The organism is Pseudomonas sp. So3.2b (assembly GCF_019464415.1).
GTDB lineage: Bacteria > Pseudomonadota > Gammaproteobacteria > Pseudomonadales > Pseudomonadaceae > Aquipseudomonas > Aquipseudomonas shahriarae.
On record NZ_CP080494.1, the window covers coordinates 6,134,618 to 6,151,980 of the forward strand.

At 61.1% G+C, this 17,363-nt stretch carries 19 protein-coding genes; 8 read left to right on the forward strand and 11 right to left on the reverse strand.

Annotation, left to right across the window (positions count from 1 at the left end; genetic code table 11):
• Positions 1-46: 46 nt before the first annotated feature.
• Positions 47-712, forward strand: coding sequence for an FKBP-type peptidyl-prolyl cis-trans isomerase (locus K1X80_RS27830; protein ID WP_057440471.1), 666 nt, complete (start codon positions 47-49; stop codon positions 710-712).
• Positions 713-766: 54 nt separating this feature from the next.
• Here K1X80_RS27830 and K1X80_RS27835 read toward each other — a convergent pair whose 3' ends face one another.
• The 7 genes from K1X80_RS27835 to K1X80_RS27865 form a co-directional block, all read right to left on the reverse strand.
• A complete protein-coding gene (locus K1X80_RS27835) occupies positions 767-1,225 on the reverse strand; it encodes an Rsd/AlgQ family anti-sigma factor (protein WP_057440472.1) in 459 nt (152 codons plus the stop codon).
• A gap of 204 nt (positions 1,226-1,429) precedes the next feature.
• Entirely contained in the window at positions 1,430-1,951 is a 522-nt protein-coding gene (locus K1X80_RS27840) for a disulfide bond formation protein B (RefSeq protein WP_057440473.1), read from the reverse strand.
• Positions 1,952-2,186: 235 nt separating this feature from the next.
• Positions 2,187-3,428: a heme biosynthesis protein HemY gene (locus K1X80_RS27845; RefSeq protein ID WP_057440474.1), complete on the reverse strand. Its 1,242-nt coding sequence runs from the start codon at positions 3,426-3,428 to the stop codon at positions 2,187-2,189.
• A 5-nt stretch (positions 3,429-3,433) separates the two neighbouring features.
• Positions 3,434-4,546, reverse strand: coding sequence for a uroporphyrinogen-III C-methyltransferase (locus K1X80_RS27850; RefSeq protein WP_057960978.1), 1,113 nt, complete (start codon positions 4,544-4,546; stop codon positions 3,434-3,436).
• A gap of 19 nt (positions 4,547-4,565) precedes the next feature.
• A complete protein-coding gene (locus K1X80_RS27855; RefSeq protein WP_057960979.1) occupies positions 4,566-5,333 on the reverse strand; it encodes a uroporphyrinogen-III synthase in 768 nt (255 codons plus the stop codon).
• Entirely contained in the window at positions 5,330-6,271 is a 942-nt protein-coding gene (gene hemC, locus K1X80_RS27860; protein WP_057440477.1) for a hydroxymethylbilane synthase, read from the reverse strand. The genes K1X80_RS27855 and hemC overlap by 4 nt, the downstream gene beginning before the upstream one ends.
• Positions 6,272-6,409: 138 nt before the next feature.
• Positions 6,410-7,156, reverse strand: coding sequence for a LytTR family DNA-binding domain-containing protein (locus K1X80_RS27865; RefSeq protein ID WP_057440478.1), 747 nt, complete (start codon positions 7,154-7,156; stop codon positions 6,410-6,412).
• 550 nt (positions 7,157-7,706) lie between these two features.
• Here K1X80_RS27865 and argH point away from each other — a divergent pair.
• Positions 7,707-9,101, forward strand: a complete 1,395-nt coding sequence (argH, locus tag K1X80_RS27870; protein ID WP_057440480.1) for an argininosuccinate lyase — start codon at positions 7,707-7,709, stop codon at positions 9,099-9,101.
• A 169-nt stretch (positions 9,102-9,270) separates the two neighbouring features.
• Here argH and K1X80_RS27875 read toward each other — a convergent pair whose 3' ends face one another.
• Positions 9,271-9,930 carry a glutathione S-transferase family protein gene (locus K1X80_RS27875; protein ID WP_170059889.1) on the reverse strand — a complete coding sequence of 220 codons (660 nt, stop codon included), beginning with the start codon at positions 9,928-9,930 and terminating at the stop codon, positions 9,271-9,273.
• 125 nt (positions 9,931-10,055) lie between these two features.
• Here K1X80_RS27875 and K1X80_RS27880 point away from each other — a divergent pair, with 125 nt between their 5' ends.
• From K1X80_RS27880 to K1X80_RS27890, 3 genes are all read left to right on the forward strand, one after another.
• Positions 10,056-10,340: a hypothetical protein gene (locus K1X80_RS27880; RefSeq protein WP_057440482.1), complete on the forward strand. Its 285-nt coding sequence runs from the start codon at positions 10,056-10,058 to the stop codon at positions 10,338-10,340.
• A gap of 172 nt (positions 10,341-10,512) precedes the next feature.
• Positions 10,513-10,767, forward strand: coding sequence for a TIGR02647 family protein (locus K1X80_RS27885; RefSeq protein ID WP_057440483.1), 255 nt, complete (start codon positions 10,513-10,515; stop codon positions 10,765-10,767).
• A gap of 167 nt (positions 10,768-10,934) precedes the next feature.
• Positions 10,935-13,760 (forward strand): class I adenylate cyclase, encoded by a 2,826-nt coding sequence (locus tag K1X80_RS27890; RefSeq protein WP_186625823.1) that lies wholly within the window; start codon positions 10,935-10,937, stop codon positions 13,758-13,760.
• On the opposite strand, the gene rnk is transcribed toward K1X80_RS27890, so the two are convergent.
• The 3 genes from rnk to cyaY form a co-directional block, all read right to left on the reverse strand.
• The gene (rnk, locus tag K1X80_RS27895; RefSeq protein ID WP_057444204.1) at positions 13,757-14,167 is read right to left on the reverse strand and encodes a nucleoside diphosphate kinase regulator; all 411 of its coding nucleotides are present in this window, start codon (positions 14,165-14,167) and stop codon (positions 13,757-13,759) included. The genes K1X80_RS27890 and rnk overlap by 4 nt on opposite strands.
• Positions 14,168-14,310: 143 nt before the next feature.
• The gene (locus tag K1X80_RS27900) at positions 14,311-14,529 is read right to left on the reverse strand and encodes a DUF1289 domain-containing protein (protein WP_057440618.1); all 219 of its coding nucleotides are present in this window, start codon (positions 14,527-14,529) and stop codon (positions 14,311-14,313) included.
• A gap of 2 nt (positions 14,530-14,531) precedes the next feature.
• Positions 14,532-14,864: an iron donor protein CyaY gene (cyaY, locus tag K1X80_RS27905; RefSeq protein WP_057440485.1), complete on the reverse strand. Its 333-nt coding sequence runs from the start codon at positions 14,862-14,864 to the stop codon at positions 14,532-14,534.
• A gap of 239 nt (positions 14,865-15,103) precedes the next feature.
• Here cyaY and lptM point away from each other — a divergent pair, with 239 nt between their 5' ends.
• Genes lptM through dapF form a run of 3 tightly spaced genes read left to right on the forward strand, consistent with a single transcriptional unit; the run spans position 15,104 to position 17,356 of the window.
• Positions 15,104-15,265, forward strand: a complete 162-nt coding sequence (gene lptM / locus K1X80_RS27910) for an LPS translocon maturation chaperone LptM (RefSeq protein ID WP_038444426.1) — start codon at positions 15,104-15,106, stop codon at positions 15,263-15,265.
• Positions 15,266-15,274: 9 nt separating this feature from the next.
• Positions 15,275-16,522 (forward strand): diaminopimelate decarboxylase, encoded by a 1,248-nt coding sequence (lysA, locus tag K1X80_RS27915; RefSeq protein ID WP_057440486.1) that lies wholly within the window; start codon positions 15,275-15,277, stop codon positions 16,520-16,522.
• Between the two features lie 3 nt (positions 16,523-16,525).
• Positions 16,526-17,356 (forward strand): diaminopimelate epimerase, encoded by an 831-nt coding sequence (gene dapF, locus K1X80_RS27920; protein WP_057440487.1) that lies wholly within the window; start codon positions 16,526-16,528, stop codon positions 17,354-17,356.
• The last annotated feature ends 7 nt before the right edge of the window (positions 17,357-17,363 follow it).

The following is a 17,363-nucleotide window of genomic DNA, read 5'->3' on the forward strand; positions in this document are numbered from 1 at the left end:
CATCCACACTGGCATAATCCACCGCACTTTCGGCTGGAGAACACCCATGTCGCGTTACCTTTTTTTCATCCTGGGTTTGTCGCTTTCAGTGGCCAACGCAAGTGAGCCGACGGCGTCCAAAGACAGCCACGATCTGGCCTACAGCCTGGGCGCCAGCCTAGGCGAACGCCTGCGCCAGGAAGTCCCCGACTTGCAGATCCAGGCCTTGCTCGAAGGCCTCAAGCAGGCCTATCAAGGCAAGCCCCTGGCCCTGGATGACGCGCGTATCACACAAATTCTTGCCCAGCACGAAGCACAGGCCAGCGCCGAGGCCCAAGTGCCGCAAAGCGAAAAGGCCCTCGCCGCCGAGCAACAATTCATGGCCACGGAAAAAGCCCGGGCCGGCGTGCGCGAATTGGCCGACGGTATCTTGCTCACAGAGTTGGCCGCCGGCAGCGGGAAAAAGCCGGGCGCCCGTGACAGGGTTCAAGTGAAGTACGTGGGGCGATTGCCCGATGGGACGATTTTCGACCAGAGTGCCCAGCCCCAATGGTTTCGCCTGGACAGCGTGATCAGCGGCTGGCAAAGCGCATTGCAACAGATGCCGGTTGGCGCGAAGTGGCGCCTGGTCATTCCATCGGCCCAAGCTTATGGCGCAGACGGTGCGGGTGAGCTGATCGCGCCTTACACGCCACTGGTTTTCGAGATTGAGCTGCTCGCAATCGGTAGCTGAACCCAACGAAAAACGGTGCGCCATGCGCACCGTTTTTTGTCTTGCCGCTGAGGCTCAAGCCTGGGTTGCAGGCTCTTCCTTGTGGGCGTTGTGCAGCACTTCGATCAGGCAGTCTTCCAGTTCGAAGCGCTCATGGAGCAGGCCGCCCAGCTCTTTGAATTTTTCGGCAACGCACTTGCCTTTGTCGCAAAGGTCGTTAAAGGCCAGGAGTTTTTCGGTGATGACATCAATGCGCGGGTAAATAGTCTCGGCCAAGTCCAGGCCACGCTGGTCGTCGAAGGCCTCGGCCTCCTTGGTCAATTGCTCATAGACCCCGAAGTGACCTGCCGAGACGTAATCCACCAAGACACCACAGAAGTCCTGCAGAGATCCACGGTTCTCAGCCAGCGCTTCGGGCTTCTCACCGAGAGCATCAAAGGCTCGAACCAATTCGTGACGTGCCTTCAACCAGCTGTCGATCAGCTTATGCACACCACCCCAGCGTTCCTGAGCATTCTGACAACTTTCCAACATGATGATCTCTTCCCTTATGGGCGGTGCCGCTTTTGCCCGCGCAACACTTCGAGGATAAAGCGGCACCGGACAACGCCGCATCGAACAAACTGTTTCAATAACGCGTGCGGGCCAGATTATGCCCGCATGACTATGGCTTCAAGGTACGCAGACCAGAAAGTTCATACAAGTGTTTAATCCCATCCTACGAGCCAACAACCCCAATCAGTGCTTCACAAACCGCAAACCCTGACCGGACAACAGGCGTGAAAACTGCGTCCCTCCCAGGATGAGCATGGCAATGAAGAACAGCAGGCTCCATTCCGGGATGCTCAAGTCGAACAACGTCCAGTTGATTTCCACACAGTCGACAGTGCCCTTGAATGCCAGTTGCAGGGCTTGCCCCAGCGTCAGGTTTTCGATCATGTATTCCAGGCTTGGCCAGCAGTTGGGCATCTGGTCAGGCGGGATATTCTGCAACAGCACCTGGCGCACCGCTGTCACTGCGCCGAGCAATGCACAGCCCATGCTCGCCGCCCAATACAGGTAAATGCCCACACGCCTGGGGCCATGGAGCGTCGCTATCAGGTTGATCAGGGTGAACACCGCCAGCAGGCTGCGCTGGATCAGGCACAGGAAACAAGGTCGCAGCAATGCCCCATATTCCAGATAAAAAGACGCGCCCAACGTCAGCACACCGGCCATGAACGCCAGGAAGAACAAGGAGCGTGAGGGGGCCAAAGACATTGTTTATCCGCAACGCAAGAGATAGGTAGTTACGGTAGAGGAAAGACCTTACCCCTTTCAATACGCGCTGGAGCAGACGCTTCCGTGAGATTGCAGGGATATACCGTCAGAAGGTAGGTAACTTTGCGTGGCTCAGTGTGGGAAACCACCTCAGCCCCTGAAACGCCCCTAACCAAGGGGATTTGAAGGGCTGGCTGCCAGATGTTTCCCAGCCAACCCTTCAAAAAATCCTACGTCAAACCCGTGCAGGCACCGGCAGCGGTGAAGCCAGCAGACGGCTATCCAGCAGCCCAAGGCCTTCCTGGAACAGCTGATTACTGCGCTCGGTATCACCCAACTGCGCCAGCAAGCGCGCCAACTCGGCGCAGGCCTCGGGGTTGCGCTGCACTTGCAGGCTGCTTTCCAGATAGTCCCGCGCCTTGCCCCACAAACTGTTTTGCAGGCAAAGCCGACCCAAGGTCAGCAACAGGCTGGCATCCCCCGGGTGATCCTTGAGCCAACCTTCGGCGAATTTCAGCTGGCGTGCCGGATCGCTACCGCGCAACAGGCCATACAACCGGATCAGGTGGCTGTCATAACCGCGCTTGAGCGCCACACGCAACGCCTCTTCGGCCTTGGCATCGGCGCCCAGCTGACGCAACTGCTCGGCATAGGCCAGCACCAGTTGGGGCTCCTGGCGCTGGGCCGAGGTCAACTGCTGCCAGGCCCGCTCAAGGGATTGCAGGCCGGCTTCACCGTGCTCTTCACGCTGGACCGCCAGGCTCAGGTTTTCACCCCAGGCCCGGCGCTCCAGATCTGCCAGTTCGGCGGCAGGCAGCACTTTGTCCTTGCGCAGTTCCGGCAACAGGCGGATCACCGAAGACCAGTCACCGCGCTGCTGGTGCAAGCGCTGGAGTTGACGCAATACCTGGGCGTTGTGCGGATGGCGTTCATGCATGGCCTGCAGAGTCACCAGGGCGGCGTCGGTGTCGCCACGGTCCATCTGCAACTGCGCGTGGCTCAAGGCGATGGCCAATTCGGCCTGGGGCTGACGCTCCAGGGCGCGCTCAAGCAGGCCGTCGGACTCTTCATAACGCCCCTGCTCGTTGGCGGCCCGGGCCGCGCCAAGGTAATACAGCAGCGGCTGACGCTCGGCTTCTGCAGCACGGTGCAGGTGTCGCTCGGCGCTGGCCCAGCGGCCTTCCGCCAGGTCCATCTGCCCTTGCTCGATGGCGACCTGCACGCGTCGGCTGCGATTGCGGCGCGACCAGGGATTGACCACGCCACCAGAGGTTGTCACCAGCCCCAGCAGCACCCGCAGCAGATAGATCGCCAGGCCGACGACAAACACCGCCACCAGGGTCGACCACAGGCCAGACTCGTAATGCAGCACATGGGGATAGGTGATCAGCACATAGCCGGTGTGTTTCGAGATGCCTACCGCCAGCGCCAGGGCGAGGGCAATCGCCAGCACCAGGATCACATAGAAACGCTTCATCGGCTTTACTCCTGGGTCGCCGGCTTACCGGCGGAAGCCTTGGCTTCATCGGCAGACAGATGGCGGCGTTCAAGGTAAGCCTGCACCGCAGACAAGCTCGCGGCGAGGTCCGGGGTCACCACCGAGACGGCCTTGGGCTCAAGCTCGGTGATACGCGCCAGCATGGCCTGGCTTTGCGGGTTGTCCTGGTTGAAGTTGTCTTGCAAGACGCTGCGCGCCTCGCCCAACGCACGGGCGTACACCGCCGGTTCGCCATTGAGCGCCGCCCATTGCGCCTGCTCCAGCGCCAGGCTCAGGGCCAGTCGCACCTGGTTCAAGCCTTGGCCTGCCAGCAGCGGGCGGATGTTATCGTCGGGGTTGAAGTCGATCCGGAAGTAGCGGGAGATCTGTTCCCACCATTGGCTCCAGCGACTGTCCGTGTCGGTGCTCGGACGGCCCTGTGGGCTCTCTTGCAGCTGATATTCCGGGGACACGGCGGCCAGTTGCACCACCTGGTCCCGCAGCGCCGCCAGTTGCAGGTACAGCCCGGTACGGTCTGGCTGCTCGACGCTGCGCAAGGCCGCCAAACTCTTGGCCAACTGCTCACGGGCGGCGTAGGAACCGGGATCGCTCTGCTCGCGCAGGATCTCATCGGCGCCCTGCACCAGCGCCTGGGCACTGTTGATATCCTGCAAGGCCGACAGGCGCAGGCTGGCCAGACGCAGCAGATGCTCGGCCTCGGCCAGGCGCCAATCCTTGCGGCTAGCGCCCAGGACGGTTTCCAGACGCTGATTCAGGCGTTGCTGGTCGCCCTGCAATTGCGCCACCAATCGACGGCGTTCTTCCAGCTCATCAGCACCCGGCAATTGCGCCAGGCGCGCGGCCAACTGCTGTTGTGCCTGCTCAATACCCTGGGATTGTTCATCCAGGGTACGCACCTGCCCCAACTGTTGCTGACTGCTCGCTTGCAGGGCCCGGACCTGCCAGAGCCCCCAGCCGCCGGCCGCAACACCGGCGGCACCGAGCAGCAAGGCGAAGACCGCCAGGCCGTTGCCACGGCGCGGCGCAGTGACCGGGGTCTCAACAGGCGCATCAAGCGCGGGCTGAGCTTCATCTTTAGGCAAGGCTGTTTCGCTCACGTGTCCATCCTTTGCGTTATTAGAGAGTGGGAACGGGCTGGCTCCGTAACGCCACTAGCAAAGCCGCGGCACTGGCACCGCGGCAATCCACAACTTTTTCCGCGCCCGCCGCCCGCGCCATTTCGGCGACGCGTGGGCTGGGCACGAACAACGGCAACTGTGCCACGCGTGGCCAATGGGCGCCGGCAAGGCTTTGCAAATGCAAAAAACCCTGCCCACTGCTGACCACCAGGCCGTTCAAGCGTTCCACAGCAATGCGCTGGGCGAGCACATCCGGGTCGTAGGCTGGCAGAAACCGACGATACAACTCCAGATAATCGACACTAGCACCTTGGCCGCGTAAACGCTCAGCCAGCAACTCTCGCCCACCCTGCCCGCGCAGGATCAATACCCGGGCATCGGCAATGGCGACAGCCTCGCGCAACCGGGGCACTTCAAGCAAGGCTTCGCTGTCATCCCCAACCTCGGGGTAGCTCACATCCAGGCCTTGGTCAGCCAGAACCTGGGCCGTTGCTGCGCCGACGCTGAACCACGGCAACGCCGGCACCGCTGGCGCGTACTGATCGAGCAATTGCAGCGCCACGCGCGCGGCCGGCTTGCTTACCACGATCACCGCGCAGTAGCGATCCAGGCCCTGGAAAACCGCCTGATGCTCAGGAGTGATGGGCAAGGGTTCGGTTTCCAGCAACGGCAAGCAGCTGCTGAAGATACCGGCTTCGGACAACGAGGCCGCCAGGGCTGCCGATTCCTCGGCAGGCCGCGTCAGCAGCACACGCCAACCGGTCACTGCGGACCGGCCTCGCCATAGACTTTTTGCAGAATGGCGCCGGCGCCTTTGGCCAGCAATTCTTCGGCAACCTTCACACCCAGGCTGGCGGCCTCGGCTTGTGGCCCGCGAATTTCAGCGGTGAGCAGTAAACCACCGTCGGGATCGCCCACCAGGCCACGCAGCCAGAGGTTGTCACCCTCAAGGACCGCGTAACAGGCGATCGGTACCTGGCAGCCACCGTTGAGGTGCTTGTTCAGGGCGCGTTCGGCGGTGACGCGAATTTCGGTTTGCTGATGATCGAGAGGCTTGAGCAGCGCCTGGATTTCACGGTCTGCGGTACGGCATTCGATACCGACGGCCCCCTGCCCACCGGCCGGCAAGCTGTCTTCGACACTGATGGCCGACGTGATGCGGTCTTCAAAGCCCAGGCGAATCAGGCCCGCCGCCGCCAGGATGATCGCGTCGTACTCGCCGGCATCCAGCTTGGCCAGGCGGGTATTGACGTTGCCCCGCAGGAAGCGGATCTGCAGGTCCGGGCGACGGGTCAGCAACTGGGCCTGGCGACGCAGGCTGGAAGTCCCGACGATGCTACCCAGGGGGAGCTCATCAAGGGAGGCGTAGGTGTTGGACACGAAGGCATCGCGCGGGTCTTCACGCTCGCAGATGCAATACAGGCCCAGGCCTTCGGGAAAGTCCATCGGTACGTCTTTCATTGAGTGCACGGCGATGTCGGCTTCATTCTCCAAGAGCGCGGTTTCCAGCTCCTTGACGAACAGCCCCTTGCCGCCGATTTTCGACAGTGGCGAGTCGAGCAGCTTGTCGCCGCGACTGACCATGGGCACCAGGGACACCGTAAGGCCCGGATGGGCTTGCTCAAGGCGGGCTTTGACGTATTCGGCCTGCCACAAGGCCAGGGCACTTTTACGGGTGGCGATGCGGATTTCGCGAGAGGACATGGATCAATCCGTACTGAATAGATACGGCAGATAATAACAGCTCAGGCAGAACCGCCTTGATTTGAATCAGCAAGTGCGGGGCCTCCCTGGCCGCGTCACTCCGGGATTCGGGGCATGCAGGTCGCTCAAGCCCTCGGGCTAAAGCTGCTGCATCATTTTGCGCACGCCTGCGACATGGCGTCGGCTGACGATCAACGCATCGCCGTTGAGCCCTTTGAGGAACAACTGGAAATGCCCCAGGGGCGTGCGTTGCAGGCGCTCGATACGCTCGCGGGCCACCAGCGCATTGCGATGGATGCGCACAAAGCGCTCGCCAAATTCGTCTTCCAGGGCCTTGAGCGGCTCATCAAGCAGCACTTCGCCGACCTCGTGGCGCAAGGTCACGTACTTGTGGTCGGCGATAAAGTAAATCACCTGGTCCACGGGAATCAGCTCGATGCCCTTGCGGGTCCGCGCGCTGATATGGCTACGCGGGCCGTTGCCACTTTGCGCTGCGGGCTGGGTCAAGGCGCCGAGCTGGGCGCGATTGGGTCGCTCAGCCTTCTTCAAGGCCTTGAGTACCGCATCGGCAGCCACTGGCTTGACCAGGAAGCTGACACCGCTGGCCTCCAGGGCCTGGGAGGGAAACTCCTCTTCACTGGCACAAAGCACCAATGCCGGCGGCGACTCGCGCTCGCTCAAGCGGGCAGCTACCTGCAGGCCATCAAGGCCCGGCATGGCGATATCGAGCAGCACCACATCCGGCTTCAGGCTTTCGATCAAGGCCAATGCCTCGTCGCCACTGCAAGCGCTGGGTTCAAGGACACTGTACCCCTCAAGCTCACTGACCATACGGCTCAGTCGCTCGCGGGCTTGGGGTTCGTCATCAACGATCAGGACATTCATATTGCGCTGGATTCCTGCGTGAGTCTCGCACAAGGATAGCGTAGACAGGTGCGGTGACTTCCGTCACGGCGATCCACGCTAAGACTAGCGCGAGCGGCAAAAAGTGCCCCGAGAGCGACACCAATATTTACCCGGACCTGTTCAATACCGCCCATAACCCGATACCGCAGGGCATCGTCATAGGGTTTGCTGATACACAATATGAACACCCCCTCTACTTTAAGGTTAGCCTGGAGTTCGACCTCATTGCCTGGCATTGGTGCAGTGCACCCCTGTCAGTGCAACTGTAGACGCTCATGAAGACGACATTGCTCAATCGTCAAATATCGTTTCAATAAACATCCTTTGTTTACCTCAGGAACCGGCCGGGTTAAACCCCCGCGTCACTCCCACCTCCAGTCTCATCCCGGACGCGGCAGACGGCAAGGCACTTTGCCATCCAGCAAACAAATAAAAATGCCGACGCGGCGTATCAACGCCTCCATCAGCAACCCTGTTATTATCGGCGGCACACTTTCATGCCTCTTTTAAGCAGATCACGAGCGAATCCATGAGCACCGACAAGACCAACCAGTCCTGGGGCGGCCGCTTCAGTGAGCCCGTCGACGCCTTCGTCGCGCGCTTCACCGCCTCCGTCAATTTCGACCAGCGCCTCTATCGCCACGACATCATGGGCTCCATCGCCCACGCCACCATGCTGGCCAAGGTCGGCGTGCTGACCGATGCCGAGCGCGACAGCATCATTGACGGCCTGACCACGATCCGTGGCGAAATCGAGGCCGGTACCTTCGACTGGCGCGTGGACCTTGAAGACGTGCACATGAATATCGAGGCGCGCCTGACCGATCGCATCGGCGTTACCGGCAAAAAACTGCACACCGGGCGTAGCCGCAACGATCAGGTAGCCACCGATATCCGCCTGTGGCTGCGCGATGAAATCGACTTGATCCTGGCCGAAATCACCCGCCTGCAAACAGGTCTGCTGGAGCAGGCAGAGCGTGAATCGGACACCATCATGCCCGGCTTCACCCACCTGCAAACCGCGCAGCCTGTGACCTTTGGCCACCATCTGCTGGCCTGGTTCGAAATGCTCAGCCGCGACTACGAGCGCCTGGTCGATTGCCGCAAACGCGCCAACCGCATGCCCCTGGGCAGCGCCGCGCTGGCCGGCACCACCTACCCGATCGACCGCGAATACACCGCGCAACTGCTGGGTTTCGACGCCGTGGGCGGCAACTCCCTGGACGGCGTATCGGATCGCGACTTCGCCATCGAGTTCTGCGCCGCCGCCAGCATCGCGATGATGCACTTGTCGCGATTCTCCGAAGAGCTGGTGTTGTGGACCAGCGCGCAGTTCCAGTTCATCGACTTGCCGGATCGTTTCTGCACCGGCAGTTCGATCATGCCGCAAAAGAAAAACCCCGACGTGCCAGAGCTGGTGCGGGGCAAGAGCGGCCGTGTATTCGGCGCGCTGATGGGCCTGCTGACCCTGATGAAAGGCCAGCCTCTGGCCTACAACAAGGACAACCAGGAAGACAAGGAACCGCTGTTCGACGCCGCCGATACCCTGCGCGACTCGCTGCGCGCGTTTGCCGACATGATCCCGGCGATCAAGCCCAAGCACGCCATCATGCGCGAGGCGGCCCTGCGCGGTTTCTCTACCGCCACAGACCTGGCGGACTACCTGGTGCGCCGTGGCCTGCCATTCCGTGACTGCCATGAAATCGTTGGCCATGCGGTGAAATACGGCGTGGATACTGGCAAGGATCTGGCGGAAATGAGCCTGGAAGAGCTGCGCCAGTTCAGCGACCAGATCGAGCAAGACGTGTTTGCGGTACTGACCCTGGAAGGCTCGGTCAATGCTCGCAACCATATCGGCGGCACGGCTCCGGCCCAGGTCAAGGCAGCCGTAGTGCGCGGCCAGGCCCTGCTCGCCAGCCGCTAAAAGCATCGCAGGCAAGCCAGCTCCCACCTTTGACCGGGGCCTTCAATCTACCTCGGTCAACTGTGGGAGCCCGCTTGTGTGGGAGCTGGCTTGCCTGCGATAGCATCACCTTAGTGTCACTGACACACCGAGGTGCCTGCATCGCGGGCAAGCCCAGCTCCCACATTTATTACTTCTTCGCCGCGATCATCGCCATAAAGGCCGGCATCGCCGCGTCCTTGTCCGCCGCCACTCGCTGGGCGTTGGGCAGGTCTTGCAGCGTCTTCAGCAAAGCCTTGGCCTTCGGCAACTCAGCCAGCAGATCCAGGCCGAACAGCTTCCCACCAACCGCGCACGCCAAGTCCACGCTGTACATGAAGTACACATCAGCAAGCGTAAAACGCTCCCCTGCCACATACGGCGCAAACTTGCCGTGCCGCCCCAGCGAAGCAACCCCTAACAGCAACTCGGCCTTGGCCTTGTCCTTGATCGCCTGCGGTACCGGCATGCCAAAGAACGCCTCGCCATAGCAAGCCCGGGCCGGCAGTTCGATGTACAACTCGATTTCCCTGCACAACGCCAACACCTGGGCACGCTGGAACGCATCGCCTGGCAGCAGGGCCGGGCCCGATTGCGTCTGTTCGAGGTACTCGAGAATCACGCTGGTTTCGTTGATAAAGCCGTTTTCCACCTTCAGCACCGGCACCTTGCCGCGCGGGCTCACCGCCAGGGCTTCAGGGGTTTGCCCGGCATAAAACGCCACTTCCTCGAAGGGCAGGCCCTTTTCCAGGAGCGCCAGCTTGACCATGTTGTAGTAGTTACTGACCGAAAATCCGTAGAGCTTGAGCATCACAAAGCCTCCAGGCCGTGCAGGGGTTGGCTGGTTAGGTTATAGAACGTGACGCGCCACCTGACCAGCAGCATCACCGGGCTGAATGGAGGTAGACTGGCGCCCTTTCCTGACAGGAGGCAGCCATGAGCGAGCCAACCGATATCGACAACGACGACGAAGAGTTCGCCGAATCCACCTTGACCCAAGCGATCGAAAACCAGATCGAAAGCGATAACCCGCCGGCGGCCAAGGCCACATTCAACAAGCTGACCCTGGTGGGCTACGAGCGCGAAGACATCCTGAACCTGATGGCTCATGTGCTGGCCGTGGAAATCGACGCGATGCTGGAAGAAGACCGGCCGTTCAACACCGACTGGTATGAAACCGCCCTGCGCGCCCTGCCAGAGCTGCCGCCGGAAAACCAGTAACCCTGCCCTTGCTCGCGAAAAACCTGAGCGCGCCGCGTTTCTCCAACTGCCCCGGGTCAACGTTAACGCTTTTCGCGAGCAAGCTCGCTCCTCCAGACTGGACAGTTCGCCCAAGTACGTTCACCTTAGGGGCTGCTAGCGTCTGACAATTCCTAGAACGTCTGGAGTCCTTATGTCGTATACCCCTGAGTTGGTTGCCGAACTGGAAATCCTTGCACTTTTCAACCTGGGCAGTTCCCAGGAAGGTCTGAAAGTCCATCAGACCGCTGCTCCCACTGCCATTGCTGCGGCCAAACGCCTGTTCGAGAAAAAACTGATCGACCAGCCAGATGGCGGCTACCTGACCAGTCTGGGCCGCGACGCAGCAGAACAAGCGCAAACACTGCTGACGATCCTGACCACCGCTACCACCAAAGAAGCCGCCTGACCCACCGTATCGCCCACGGAATCCTCTGTTCACGGATTCCGCGGGCACTTCTGCGCCGACGATAAAATTCTGGCGCCAAAAACAAATTCCCCTTAAACCTCCTACGATTCTGTCTGTAAACTCCTACACGGCCGCCCACGCCGGGCCTGCGAGCCGTTGAGTTCGACATGACCAGTACCCATGAAATCCGCCCTGACTTGGATGAAGGCATTGACCGCAAGGTACTGGCCCAACTGCGCTCGCGTTTCCTCACCCTCAATGCCGGCCGCATGGCCCGGGCTGTCGAAGGCCTGACGCCGCGCCAGCAAAGCGTGCTGGCACTGCTGCCGCTGTTTTTCCATGTCAATCACCCCTTGTTGCCTGGCTATGTCTCGGGCAGTACGCCGGCCGGTTTGTCGAATTTTGAACCGGATGCCCAGGTCCTGGCCGAAGCCCAGCGCCTGACCCGCTCGTTTTCCTACAAGCCACGCCACGGCAACCCGCCCACCCCGATCCACGGTCTGTTCCTGATGGGCAGCCTTGGCACACTGGCCCAGGCCGACCAGAGTGATATGGACGTGTGGGTCTGCCACGCCGCCGAGGTAAACGAGGCCGAGCTGGTCGAATTGCGCAAAAAGTGCCAGTTGCTGGAGGCCTGGGCCCTGAGCATGGGCGCCGAGGCGCATTTTTTCCTGATCGAACCCAGCCGTTTTGCTCAGGGCGGTCGCGATACCCAGCTCAGCTCAGATGACTGCGGCACCAGCCAGCACTATCTGTTGCTCGATGAGTTCTACCGCACCGCCATCTGGCTGGCCGGGCGCACGCCAATCTGGTGGCTGGTGCCAGTCTACGAAGAAGCGCGCTACGCCGAATTTACCCACGCGCTGATTTCCAAACGTTTTATCCGCGCCGACGAAACCCTCGACCTCGGGCACCTGGCCCATATCCCGCCGGGAGAATTTATCGGCGCCGGCCTGTGGCAGTTGTTCAAGGGTATCGAGTCACCCTACAAGTCGGTGCTCAAGCTGTTGCTCACCGAGGTGTATGCCAGCGAGCACCCCAAGGTGCAGTGCCTGAGCCTGCGTTTCAAACGCGCGGTGTTCGCCAACCAACTGGACCTGGATGAGCTGGACCCGTATATCGTGGTCTACCGTCGCATCGAGGAATACCTGCGCGGACGCAACGAACCCGAGCGCCTGGAACTGGTGCGGCGCAGCCTGTACCTGAAGGTCAACCGCAAGCGCACCACCAGCTGGCAACGCGCGCTGCTGGAGCGCCTGGCCCACGAATGGGGCTGGGACCAGCGGCAACTGGCCCTGCTCGACAGCCGCAGCCAGTGGAAAGTGCGACAGGTCGCGTCCGAACGCCGCGCCCTGGTCAATGAGCTCAATTACAGCTATCGCTTCCTGACCCAATTCGCCCGCACCGAACAGACCGTGAGCCTGATCAACAAGCGCGACCTCAATGTGCTGGGCCGGCGCCTGTACGCCGCCTTTGAACGCAAGGCCGGCAAGGTCGAGTTCATCAACCCGGGGATTGCCCCGGACCTGGCCGAAGACACCCTCACCCTGGTCCACTCGCCCAATCGCAAGGAGCCGGGCCAGTACCATTGGGGCCTGTACAACGGCAGCCTGACCGCCCTGGAATGGGAGCACTTTGCGCCGATCAAACGCAGCCGCGACCTGCTGGAGATGCTCACCTGGTGCCATCGCAACGGCGTGATCGACAGCAGCACGCGCCTGGCCCTGCATCCGGGCACCAGCGATTTGAGCGAATTCGAGCTGTTCAATCTGCTGGGCAGCCTGCAACAGACCGTCGCCCTGCCCCTGGCCACGGTGGATGAGGAACGCCTGCTGCGTACGGCGATACCCGAGGAGGTGCTGTTGCTGGTCAACGTCGGCGTCGACCCGCTCAAGCACCACCGTGACTTGAATATCCTGATGACCACCGAGCGCACCGACTCCCTGAGTTACGCCGGCGTCAGGGAAAACCTGGTGTTGACCCTGGACCAGGTGACACTCAACAGCTGGAACGAGGTAATGGTCAGCCGTTACGAGGGCCCTCACGCCCTGCTCGATTGCCTGCGCGATTACCTGAATCAGTTACCACACGACCAACTGCCACGGCTGCGGGTGCGCTGTTTCTGCCATAACCGTGCGCAGTTCATTGCCCAGCGTGTGGAAGAGATTTTCGATACCGCGCAAAACCTGATGCTCAGCCAGCTCAACCACCGCTATCTGATCCAGGTGCAGCAGCACTATCACGTCATGGAACTGGCGCCGGGGCAGGCCAATCATGTGTCCCTGGCCAGCGAGCAGGCGCTGGTGGAATACCTCAGCGAAGAACTGGCCAGCTACAGCCCGTTGCACCTGGATGCCATGGCCCTGGAAGACCACGATCTGGCGGCGCTGCTACCGATGGGCCAGGCGGATTGTGTGCAGGTGTTCTACCGCATCAATGACGGTTTTGCCGAGCTGTACGTGCTCGACGAATTCAACGCCCTCTGGCAACAGCGCCTGCCGTTTCATGATGAGCAAAGCTTGCTCGCCCCTTTGCAGCGCTTCCTGCAGTCGGTCATCTATCGTCGGGACGCGCTGTCACCGCTGGACCCGCAGCAGCCACTGGGGGCCGTGCAAACGCTGTATTACCAGCTGTTGCCATCGGCAAGCGGTCGGGCCCGTCGGGTCGAGCCACGACCGGCACCCCAGGTCCAGGCCAACAAACCGTTCTACGACGTGCAGGCGATTATCGGCAAGGGCGCGCCAGGCCAGGTGGGGATTACCCTGTACTGCAATCAGCGGGAGTTTTGTGAACTGGAATTTGGCGACCAGCTGTTTGCAGTGGTCGCCCAGGAGATCGTCGGGCAGCGTCGGGAAACCGAGCGCTATCGTTGCTACATCACCGACCTGGACCTGTCCGGGCTACTCGGTGATGTTCAAAGCCCAAGCAATCTCTACCTGCGCTACAAGGCCGAGTTGGAGCAGGCGCTCAACCAGGCCTTGAATCAGGTCTAGAGCGTGAATGCGCCGCCGTCTTTAGGCTGGCCTTCGACACTCAGCAGCTCAAGCTTGAGGGTCTTGCCACCTGGAGCGGGCCAGTCGATGTGCTGGCCAACCTGCAGGCCCAGCAGCGCACTGCCCACAGGGGCGAGGATCGAGATCTTGCCTTCGTCGGCATTCGCGTCCTTGGGGTAGACCAGGGTCAGGTGATAGTCCTTGCCGCTGCTTTGCTCGCGGCAATGCACGCTGGAGTTCATGGTCACGACACCGGCAGGCACTTCATCGTGACCAACCACGTCTTCAGCGCGGTCAAGTTCGGCTTGCAGGGCGATGACGCCTGGCAGTTTATCGTCCATACGGTCGATCAGTTGCTCAAGACGTTGCACATCGAGACGGGTGAGGATGATGGAAGGTGCAGTCATGATTGCGGCAGACTCCTTTTTTTCTGCACAAAAAAGCAAAACCCCGCCAATAAACGGCGGGGTTCTCACGGACCTCGATGAGTTGAGGTGTACCCGGACACTACCACAGCACACCAAATAAACAAGATGGGCTGGTCTGAAGGTCAGGCACCGGCCTTGCGTTGCTCGGCCTGTGCGACGATCACGCGGCGCCGCTGATCGTCGGCGGAACGCCATTCCCGGATGTCTTCCACGTGTCGGAAGCAGCCAAGGCAGACTTTCTGCTCATCCAGCCGACACAAACTGATACAAGGTGACGGCACTGCCGGGCTGACATTGCTGAACAGCGGCTTGGGCGGACGGGCGGGTGTGGGCTGGGTCACGATCAAATCTCGTCGAAATCCAGCTCGACGCCGGCCTGTTCCTGAGTGATGCGTGCAAGCATTTCGCTCAGCAGCTCATCGCTGGTGTCGTGGGACCAGCGTTTTTCTTCTTCGTCATAGTCGAAGTGAAAACCTCCGGAACGTGCCGCCAGCCACAACTGACGCAGCGGCTCCTGGCGGCTGAAGATCAATTGGCTGCCGTTCTCGAACTTGACGGTCAGCACGCCGGCAGAATTTTCCAGATCCACATCCAGGCCACTCTCGTCGAAAATATCCTCCAGCGCTTGCTGGGTCGCATCGACCAGGTCGTGAAAGCGGGCTTCGGTCAAACTCATGGTGGGAACCTCAAAAAGTGTCTACTCACGCTCAAGCGCCGCACGATACGGAGGCGCCATCATGATTGCAAAGAATACCGATTTCGTTCCCATCAGCCGCGAGAAATATCCCAAATTAATGTAGGCCACTTCACGACATACTCGGCAAAGCCCCGCCGGACGGGTGTCCCGGCACATAGGCAAGCTGGCGGGTGGTCGGTATACTCGGGCGCAATTAATGCATATTCAAGGATTTAGCCATGAAGCGCCTGATCTCTTCCCTTGCTGCGCTCGTCGCGGTCGCTTGCCTCGTCAGTGCCTGTGGTCAAAAAGGCCCATTGTACCTGCCCGATGACAGCAAAGACCCGAATGAACAGGCGCAAACGTCGCAATCCAAAGCGCACAAGCACGACACCTACTAAGGGAATTTCATGGACGCTTTTAACTACCGGAACGGCGAGCTGTTCGCGGAAGGCGTGGCGCTGTCCGCGATTGCCGAACGCTTCGGCACCCCGACCTATGTGTACTCGCGAGCGCATATCGAAGCGCAATACCGCACCTTTGCCGATGCACTGGAGGGCACGCCAAGCCTGGTGTGCTATGCAGTAAAAGCCAACTCCAACCTGGGTGTACTCAATGTCCTGGCGCGCCTGGGCGCTGGTTTTGACATCGTGTCCCGTGGCGAGCTGGAGCGTGTACTGGCCGCAGGCGGCAAGGCTGACAAAATCGTGTTCTCCGGGGTCGGCAAGACCCGCGAAGACATGCGCCGCGCCCTGGAAATCGGCGTGCATTGCTTCAACGTCGAGTCCACCGACGAGCTGGAGCGCCTGCAAGTGGTGGCCGCCGAGATGGGCGTGCGTGCGCCGATCTCCCTGCGCGTCAACCCGGATGTCGATGCCGGTACCCACCCGTACATTTCCACCGGTCTCAAAGAGAACAAGTTCGGCATCGCGATTGCCGACGCCGAAGACGTGTATATCCGCGCCGCCCAACTGCCAAACCTGGAAGTACTGGGTGTGGACTGCCATATCGGTTCGCAACTGACCAGCCTGCCCCCCTTCCTCGATGCCCTCGACCGCCTACTGGCGCTGATCGACCGCCTCGGCGAGTGCGGCATCTACCTGCACCACATTGATCTGGGCGGTGGCGTGGGCGTGCGTTATCGCGACGAAGAGCCGCCGCTGGTGGCCGACTACGTCAAGGCCGTACGCGAGCGCACCGAAGGCCGCGACCTGAAGCTGATATTCGAGCCGGGCCGCTACATCGTTGCCAATGCAGGCGTACTGCTGACCCAGGTCGAGTACCTCAAGCACACCGAACACAAGGATTTCGCCATCGTCGATGCGGCGATGAACGACCTGATCCGCCCGGCGCTGTACCAGGCCTGGATGGATGTCAGCGCCGTGCGCCCGCGCGACAGCGCCCCGCGCACCTATGACATCGTCGGCCCGATTTGTGAAACCAGCGACTTCCTGGCCAAGGACCGTGAACTGGCCCTGGCAGAAGGCGATCTGCTGGCCGTGCATTCGGCCGGTGCCTACGGGTTTGTCATGAGCTCCAACTACAACACCCGCGGGCGTACCGCCGAAGTGTTGGTGGACGGTGATCAAGCGTTTGAAGTGCGTCGCCGCGAGACGGTAGCCGAGTTGTTTGCTGGCGAAAGCCTGCTGCCGGAGTAAGCCATGCTGCTGCGTTTTACCAAGATGCACGGCCTGGGCAATGACTTTATGGTCCTTGACCTGGTCAGCCAGCACGCGCATATCCTGCCCAAGCACGCCAAGCTGTGGGGCGACCGCCATACCGGCATCGGCTTCGATCAGTTGCTGATCGTCGAGGCGCCAAGCAATCCGGAGGTGGATTTCCGTTACCGGATCTTCAACTCCGACGGTTCCGAAGTGGAACAGTGCGGCAACGGTGCGCGCTGCTTCGCCCGGTTCGTGCTGGACAAGCGCCTGACCGCCAAACGGCAGATTCGCGTCGAGACCAAAAGCGGCATTATCGAGCTGGATATCCGCAGCGACGGCCAGATCAGCGTCGACATGGGCGCCCCGCGCCTGGTGCCGGCCGATATTCCGTTCCAGGCTGAGGCCCAGGCCTTGAGTTATCCACTGGATGTCGACGGCACTGTGGTCGAGGTGGCCGCTGTGTCCATGGGCAACCCCCATGCGGTGCTGCGGGTCAACGACATCAACAATGCGCCGGTGCATGAACTGGGACCGAAGATCGAACATCACCCGCGCTTTCCGGCGCGGGTCAACGTCGGCTTCCTGCAGGTCATCGACCGCTCCCGTGCGCAATTGCGCGTGTGGGAACGCGGCGCCGGGGAAACCCAGGCTTGTGGCACCGGCGCTTGCGCCGCCGCCGTGGCTGCGATCAGCCAGGGCTGGATGGATTCGCCCCTGTTGATCGACCTGCCCGGCGGACGCCTGTCCATCGAATGGGCAGGCCCAGGCCAACCGGTGAAGATGACCGGCCCGGCATCCCGTGTATACGAAGGACAGGTCCGTCTATGAGAGCGAC